The following is a 6,622-nucleotide window of genomic DNA, read 5'->3' as shown; positions in this document are numbered from 1 at the left end:
TTCTACGACTACTACCGCAGCCGCGACGGCCGCTGGTTCGCGGTCGGCAGCCTGGAGCCGCAATTCATGCAGCAGTTCTGCGCCGCCATCGGCCGCCCCGAGCTGGCGTCGCGCGGGCTGTCGGCCGTACCGCAGGAGCAACAGGCATTGAAGCGGGAGATCGCCATCGAGTTCGAAAAACGCGACTTCGCCGACTGGTGCCAGGCGTTCGCCGAGCTGGATGCCTGCGTCGAACCGATGCTTACGCTTAGCGAGGCGGTTGAGCACCCGCAGCTCATCGCCCGCGAGCTGGTCTGCGAAGTACCGCGCGCCGATAACGCTGCGCAACGGCAGATCGCCTGCCCGATCAAATTCTCCACCGGCCTGCCCGCGCCCAGGCATATCGGCGCAGCCTTGGGCGCGCATACCGATGAGGTATTGGCGGAGCTGGGCTGCTCGGCCGAGCGAATCGCCGCACTCAAGGCGGCGAAAGTCGTGGCGTAAGCGGGTGATGGCCGGGTGACGTTCGGCTTAAGCCCGAACGCATACGCTTCGCACCGGCCACCAAATGCGGTGCGACTCAGAACACCTGGAGCAGACGGATATTCAGCCTGCTGTCCTCGCGAAAGCCGTGTTCCACTGCGATATCACGACCGACAGTCGCCGCCAGCTGGGTGCCGGGCAGGAAGAACCAGGCGAAGCCCGCCGACCACTTGCTGCTGCGCTGGCTGTCGTCCAGCCAGCTCTGTTCCATGCGGTTCTCGCCGCCGCTCTGGTGGGACAGGCCGACGCGCAGGTCGAGGTTGTCGCGTAGCGGATAGCGCAGAAAACCCTGGTACTGGTAGCTGGGTTTCTGTCGATGGGTCCACTTGTGTGCGCCGTAGCTGTGGTTGCGCCCGTAGAAGGTCACATCGGCCGCTAGATCCAATGCCAATTTATCGCCGAGTCCGGTGACATAGCCGGCCTGCAAATTGAACTTCCAGCGATTCTCGCCTAGGTTCAGCGCCCGGTCGTGGTCGTAGCTGCCGAGCGGGACAAACAGGTAGGGCGTGATGGCGAAGAAGCGGCGTTTCTCCGGCTGGTTGAGCAGCCAGATCGGCATCGCCAGGATCGGGTCGGCCATGCCGCTGCTGTCGCCCAGTGCGCCGCCATCGTGACGACCGTCGAGGCGGCCGAATGGCAGCAGGATCTGCGGTGCGATGCGATAGCCACCCAGGTCGGTGTAGCGCACCAGACGTAGGATGCCGATCTGCGAATCCAGCCCGGGTGCGCCGACCTGCTGGTCGCCGTCCCGATAGAGATGGTCGCGCTCCGCGTACTGCAGGTAGAGCAATCCTAGGGTGGTGTCGGCGGCGGCCGGGACATAGTCGCCGGCATCCAGGTCCAGGGCTTGAGCGGGCCGGCCCCAGGACAGCAGCGAGCCCAACAGCAGTAGACCCCACAGCGCTATCCAGATTTTCGCATCGGCTTGCCGGGCACTGGCGTGCAGCGGCATTGAAATGATTGGCAGCATCTTGCTTCCTCGTTTTCTTGTTTGATTTGAGTGGTGCAGGTCTCGCCAGCAGTTGCGCTGACCGGGCTATTGCTGCGGGTGGCGTGGGTCCCACAACAGTCGATCCAGCCCCTGCTCGTACCGCATGCCGCGCGGAAAGCTCACCAGCTCCAGCTGCAAACCCCAGGGCGCCAGGAAGTACACCCAGGTCAGGCCGGCTGCTGGGCCTTCGCTGAAGGTGCTGGGCGTATCGAGCACCCGCACCTGCTTCGACTTCAGGTAGGCGATCGCCGCATCCATGTCGTCCACGTAGAACGCCAGGTGGTGGCCGCCGATGTCGCTGTTGCGCGGCAACCGGCGGTTCTGATCCGGCGCGCTGTACTCGAAGATTTCCAGGTTGGTGCCGTTGCCGCAGCGGACCATCTGGAAGTCCTTGATCGCGGCGCGTGGATGCACGTTCAGATGGCGCTCCATCCAGTCGTCGGCGAACTTGAACTCGCCGAAGGTGAAGTAGGCTTCGCAGCCGAGCACCTCGACGAAGAAATCCGTCGCCTGGCGCAGACTGGGTGCGGTGATGCCGATGTGCTGCAGGCCCTGCATGCCGGGAAGTCCGCCGGCCAGCGCCAATGGCGACAGCGCGGCAGCGGCGAGGGCGAGGAGGAAACGGCGCAACAGCTGGGTTGCTGCTTGGAAAGTCATGGCGATACTCCTGGTACAGGATGGGCAAACGGTCGCCCGCCGCAGGCTTGCGCGCCTGCAGTGTCGGTCGACTGAGGAGGGGGCGAAGCGGGCAGGGGTCAGCGGCCGAGTGGTCGTCGCGGCGTTTGCTGGCGCAGCGGCAAGCCGGGGCGGCAAAGCAATGGCCAGGGCTGGCGCTCGGCGCGGCGGCTGTCATGGATAAAAGGCATCGGGGTAATGGCGGGCATGCTGCATCCTCGTCTTGTTGTTATGGGGGCCCGTTGCCGGGCTCATCGACTGGATGGCAGGACCCATGCCAACCCCGTTGCGCTTCTTGGTTGTGGCTACAGGCGATTGATTTTCAATAACTTTTTTCGGATGTCGAATCGGCTTGTGACAACCTGCGCAAAGCCGCCGACTGTCACGCCGCTTACAGCTGTAATGCCCGTCGTTACAGGCATTACAGGCTTCGCAGGGTCGGCGGTGGGGAGTAGACTCTGGCCCATAGACGGATGCGCCCGGCTTGCCAGCGAGCGGGCGGGGCGCAACAAAAACAAGATCGTCAGCGCGTGCTGCCTGGTGCGTCGCGCGTCCGAGGAGGCTGCATGCGTATCATCCCGCCCAGCAGTGTGCATATCGACACTGTCCTGTCCCATGCCGCCGACCCTGCGCGGGCGCTTCCGGGGCAAGGCTTCGACCCGCTGATTGCGCGCTCCTGGCAACGCTGCATCCAGGACTACGGCCTGGATCCGGCCAAGCCGGCACCGCCACGTTTCGTCCCGCGCCAGGTGCTGCTCGATCACCAGGATCAGGCCGACGAACTGATCAACGTGGCCCGCGCCGGCGTTGAACAGCTGTACCGGCATATCGCCGAGCTGGGATACGTGGTGCTGCTCACCGACAACCGCGGGATCACCGTGCAGTTTCTCGGCGACCCGGACGACAAGGCCTCGCACCGCAAGACCGGCCTCTACCTTGGTGCCGACTGGAGCGAGGATCATGCCGGCACCTGCGCGGTGGGCACCTGCATCAAGGAGCTGCAGGCCCTGACCTGTCACCACCATGACCACTTCAGCGCCCACCATGTCAGCCTCACCTGCACCGCGGTGCCGATCTTCAACCCCCAGGGCCAACTGCTCGCCGTGCTGGATATCTCCGCCCTGCAGTCGCCGCCCTCGAAAGATTCGCAAACCTTTGCCCTGCAACTGGTCAAGCAGTACGCGCGGATGATCGAGGATGCCTACTTTCTCAGGCGCTACCGCGACATGCACATCCTCTGCCTGGACAGCTCGCGCGAGTTCGTCCTGATCAACCGTCATTACCTGCTGGCGATGGCCGAGGATGGCAGCCTGCTGGCGGCCAACACCGCCGGCCGGCAACTGCTCGCCGAGTGCGCCCTGGAGCTGCCGCTGCGGCCCTCGGCGCTGGCCCCCAGGGTCGGCGTGCAGCAGCTGTTCGATTGCGAGCTGGAGGATGTTTTCAATATTCCCTATGCCAGCGCCGATAATGTGCGCGCCTTCCGTACCCACCGGCAGAATGCGCTGTATTTCGCCGCCCTGATGGAGCCGCGCCGCGCACCTGCGCAAGCGCTGGCCAGCAGCCGCGAACTGCCACGTTGCGCCCTGGATGAACTGGCCGACGACGACCCCTTGATGCGCAAGATGCTGGCCCGCGCCAAGCGCCTGTGCAGCGAGCCCCTCAACGTCCTGCTCAATGGCGAGACCGGTACCGGCAAGGAACGCCTGGCCCGTGCCCTGCACGAGAGCGGCAATCGCAGCCAGGCCGCCTTCGTCGCGATCAATTGCGCGGCCATGCCCGAGTCGCTGATCGAGAGCGAGCTGTTCGGCTACCAAGCGGGCAGCTTTACCGGCGCGCGCGGCAAGGGCATGCGCGGGCTGATCCAGCAGGCCGATGGCGGCACCCTGTTTCTCGACGAGATCGGCGACATGCCGCTGCACCTGCAGACCCGTCTGCTGCGTGTGCTGGCCGAACAGGAAGTGATGCCGCTGGGCGCGGACAAGCCGATCAAGGTGGACATCCGGGTGATCGCCGCCAGCCACCGCGACATTCGCCAGATGATCGAGGCCGGACAGTTTCGCGAGGATCTCTACTACCGCCTCAACGGTGCCACCCTGAAGCTGCCGGCGCTGCGTGAGCGGGCCGACAAGGGTTACCTGATCGAGCGGCTGTTCATCGAGTTGAGCGAGCAACGGCAGCGTCCGCCGCGCCTGCGCGGCGATGCCATGAGTGCGCTGCTGGGTTATGCCTGGCCGGGCAATATCCGCGAACTGCGCAACGCGCTGCAATATGCCCTGGCCACCTGCGAAGGCGACGAAATCACCGTCGACGACCTGCCCGAGCAGTGCCTGCCCAGCCCGGGGCCGCGTCCGCCAGCGCCGGCAGAACAGGCCCGTACCCTGAGCGCCGATCCGGCTGCGCAGCTGGAGGCAACCCTGCGTCGGCATCGCTGGAATGTCAGCGCCGCGGCGCGCGAGCTGTCGCTGTCGCGGCCGACCATCTACCGCTGGATGAAGGTCTACAACATAGTGCCGCCGAAGGCATGGGAGTGAGCGAGCCTCACGGAGCGTCCTCAGCGGCGGGGTAGCGGGAGAGTTCTGCAGGGTGCGCACGGCCTAGGCGGCCCCGCGCACCCTATGTGGAGAGCACCAGGCCCGCGGTATGGAGCTGCTGCCGGTAGCAATCGAGTAGGCCATCGGTAGCCGGCCAGACATCCTCGAGCAACTCGTCCAGTGCCACATGGCTGGCGACCCGGCAACGGCTCGGCAGTTGGCAGCCGGCATAGAAGCTATTGACTACCTCGACCATCGACTGGCGCTGGTTCTCCAGCAGCACCGCGGCATGGGCCAGGCACACGTGACGGCCATCGCTCGGCCGGCGACGCCAGCGTTGCGCGGTGCCGGCCAGTTTGCGCTGCTCCAGGGTGACGTTGTAGCGGCCGTCGCAGAAGGCGCCGTCGACTTCGCCCAGACCGGGATCCAGGCCCAGACCGCGTAGCCAGGCGCGCAGCGGTTCGCACAGGCGCAGATAGGCGGTTTCGATGCGTTTCTGTTCGTCGTCGCGCGCCGGTACGGCATAGGCCAGGGCTACATTGAGCACCGCCGCCGATTGCGGCACCGGCTCGCCGCCGGTGTCGCGCAGGGCCAGCGGCCAGCCCTGCGCCGCGCAGGCCGCCTGGGCGGCCGCGAAGCCGTCCAGGCGGCCCAGCCGGCGCGGCATTACCAGCGCCGCATCCAGCGGGCGCCAGAACAGCAGGCCGCAGTCGAGGGCACCGGCATGCACCCGGTCCAGCAACTGCCGCTCCGCATCCAGGCCGGCTTCGACCGGCAGTCGCTGTATGCTTGTCATTTCACCTCGTGATGTTCCAGTCGCCGGCACAGGTCGTCAAGAAAGTCCGCCGCCGGTGCGCCGTTCACCGCGCGGTGATCGAAGGTCAGCGACAATCCCATGAAGTCCCGTTCCACCAGTGTGCCGTCGGCCTCGCGCTGCAAGCGCCGCTGGCTGCCGCCGATGCCGATGATGGCCACCTGCGGCACATTGAGGATAGGGGTAAAGAAGCGTACCCGCGACAGGCCCAGGTTGGATACCGTGATGGTCGCACCGGTCAGCTCCCTGACCGACAGCTTGCCGGCCTGGGCCTTGGCCACCAGGGCGCGGCGCGCCTCGGCCAACTGCTCGGCATCCAGGTGCCCGGCGTCGAACAGCGCCGGTGCCACCAGCAGGTCGCCGGGCAGCGGGATGGCCAGGCCCAGGTGCACGGCCTGATAGCGGGTGATCTGGTTGTCCTGCAGGGTGGCGTTGAGGCTCGGATGCGCGCCCAGGGTCTGGACGATTGCGTGCAGCAACAGATCCTGCAACGACACCGCACTGCCGGCGGCCTTCAAGCGCGCGCGCCGCGCCTGCAGCGCGGTCAGTTCGCACTCGGCGTGGTGGGTGAGCTGGGCGGCGCTGTGCAGGCTCTCGTGCATCTTCGCCGCGATCATCTTGCGCATGCCCTTGAGCGGCACTCTAGTCGTACCCGGCGGGCAATCCGCGGTTTGTGTCATGGCAGTCATGGGCTACTCCACCAGGCCGATGGTCGCGCCCTTGGCGATCACCGCGTCTTCTTCCTCGAGAATCTTCAGCACCCCGGCGCAGGGGGCCTCGATCTCGAACTGGGCCTTCTCGGACATGATCTCGGCGACCAGGTCGCCCTGGCCAACCTCGGCGCCGTCGCTGACCAGCCAAGAGGTGATCACCGCTTCGGCGTCGCCGTCCCAGAGGTCGTCTGCAATCAGGATGGGAGTACTCATCGGTTGTGTTCCTCGTGCATCTGTTGGTAAGCGGCCACAATCTTCTCGGCATTGGGCAGGGCCCATTGCTCCATGACCGGGGTGAAGGGAATCGGGATATCCGGGAAGGCCACCCGCTGCGGCCGCGCCTTGAGCATGCCGATGTCGTGCTCGACCACGCTGG

At 66.0% G+C, this 6,622-nt stretch carries 8 protein-coding genes and 1 pseudogene; 2 read left to right on the top strand and 7 right to left on the bottom strand.

Annotated features, from left to right (window positions below; genetic code table 11):
• On the top strand, positions 1-483 hold a 483-nt coding region (locus ABZE94_RS19320; RefSeq protein WP_372877529.1), incomplete at its 5' end, for a CoA transferase.
• Between the two features lie 76 nt (positions 484-559).
• Here the strand turns inward: ABZE94_RS19320 and ABZE94_RS19315 are convergent.
• The 3 genes from ABZE94_RS19315 to ABZE94_RS19305 all read right to left on the bottom strand — a co-directional run bounded on the left by ABZE94_RS19315 (position 560) and on the right by ABZE94_RS19305 (position 2,397).
• Positions 560-1,492: a transporter gene (locus ABZE94_RS19315; protein ID WP_372877527.1), complete on the bottom strand. Its 933-nt coding sequence runs from the start codon at positions 1,490-1,492 to the stop codon at positions 560-562.
• A gap of 66 nt (positions 1,493-1,558) precedes the next feature.
• Complete coding sequence (locus tag ABZE94_RS19310; protein WP_372877525.1) at positions 1,559-2,170, bottom strand: VOC family protein; 612 nt, start codon at positions 2,168-2,170, stop codon at positions 1,559-1,561.
• A gap of 98 nt (positions 2,171-2,268) precedes the next feature.
• Positions 2,269-2,397, bottom strand: a complete 129-nt coding sequence (locus ABZE94_RS19305; RefSeq protein ID WP_372877523.1) for a hypothetical protein — start codon at positions 2,395-2,397, stop codon at positions 2,269-2,271.
• 357 nt (positions 2,398-2,754) lie between these two features.
• On the opposite strand from ABZE94_RS19305, the gene ABZE94_RS19300 reads away from it, so the two are divergent.
• Positions 2,755-4,719, top strand: a complete 1,965-nt coding sequence (locus ABZE94_RS19300; RefSeq protein ID WP_372877521.1) for a sigma-54-dependent Fis family transcriptional regulator — start codon at positions 2,755-2,757, stop codon at positions 4,717-4,719.
• An 82-nt stretch (positions 4,720-4,801) separates the two neighbouring features.
• On the opposite strand, the gene ABZE94_RS19295 is transcribed toward ABZE94_RS19300, so the two are convergent.
• From ABZE94_RS19295 to ABZE94_RS19280, 4 genes and pseudogenes are all read right to left on the bottom strand, one after another.
• Positions 4,802-5,515, bottom strand: coding sequence for a lipoate--protein ligase family protein (locus tag ABZE94_RS19295; protein ID WP_372877520.1), 714 nt, complete (start codon positions 5,513-5,515; stop codon positions 4,802-4,804).
• Entirely contained in the window at positions 5,512-6,213 is a 702-nt protein-coding gene (locus ABZE94_RS19290) for a 2-oxo acid dehydrogenase subunit E2 (protein ID WP_372877531.1), read from the bottom strand. Before ABZE94_RS19290 ends, ABZE94_RS19295 begins: the two co-directional genes overlap by 4 nt.
• A gap of 12 nt (positions 6,214-6,225) precedes the next feature.
• Positions 6,226-6,459 carry a lipoyl domain-containing protein gene (locus ABZE94_RS19285; protein ID WP_271349987.1) on the bottom strand — a complete coding sequence of 78 codons (234 nt, stop codon included), beginning with the start codon at positions 6,457-6,459 and terminating at the stop codon, positions 6,226-6,228.
• Positions 6,456-6,622, bottom strand: a pseudogene (locus ABZE94_RS19280) (alpha-ketoacid dehydrogenase subunit beta); the annotation flags it as partial. The pseudogene ABZE94_RS19280 and the gene ABZE94_RS19285, both read right to left, overlap by 4 nt.

This window comes from Pseudomonas sp., assembly GCF_041601375.1.
In the GTDB taxonomy this organism is placed as follows: Bacteria; Pseudomonadota; Gammaproteobacteria; order Pseudomonadales; family Pseudomonadaceae; genus Aquipseudomonas.
This window is presented reverse-complemented; position numbering and strand designations above follow the sequence as displayed.

Bases quoted from the DNA above. Each gene is read 5' to 3' on its own strand.
- ABZE94_RS19315 (WP_372877527.1), bottom strand. From the start codon at position 1,492: ATGCTGCCAATCATTTCAATGCCGCTGCACGCCAGTGCCCGGCAAGCC.
- ABZE94_RS19310 (WP_372877525.1), bottom strand. From the start codon at position 2,170: ATGACTTTCCAAGCAGCAACCCAGCTGTTGCGCCGTTTCCTCCTCGCC.
- ABZE94_RS19305 (WP_372877523.1), bottom strand. From the start codon at position 2,397: ATGCCCGCCATTACCCCGATGCCTTTTATCCATGACAGCCGCCGCGCC.
- ABZE94_RS19300 (WP_372877521.1), top strand. From the start codon at position 2,755: ATGCGTATCATCCCGCCCAGCAGTGTGCATATCGACACTGTCCTGTCC.
- ABZE94_RS19295 (WP_372877520.1), bottom strand. From the start codon at position 5,515: ATGACAAGCATACAGCGACTGCCGGTCGAAGCCGGCCTGGATGCGGAG.
- ABZE94_RS19290 (WP_372877531.1), bottom strand. From the start codon at position 6,213: ATGACACAAACCGCGGATTGCCCGCCGGGTACGACTAGAGTGCCGCTC.
- ABZE94_RS19285 (WP_271349987.1), bottom strand. From the start codon at position 6,459: ATGAGTACTCCCATCCTGATTGCAGACGACCTCTGGGACGGCGACGCC.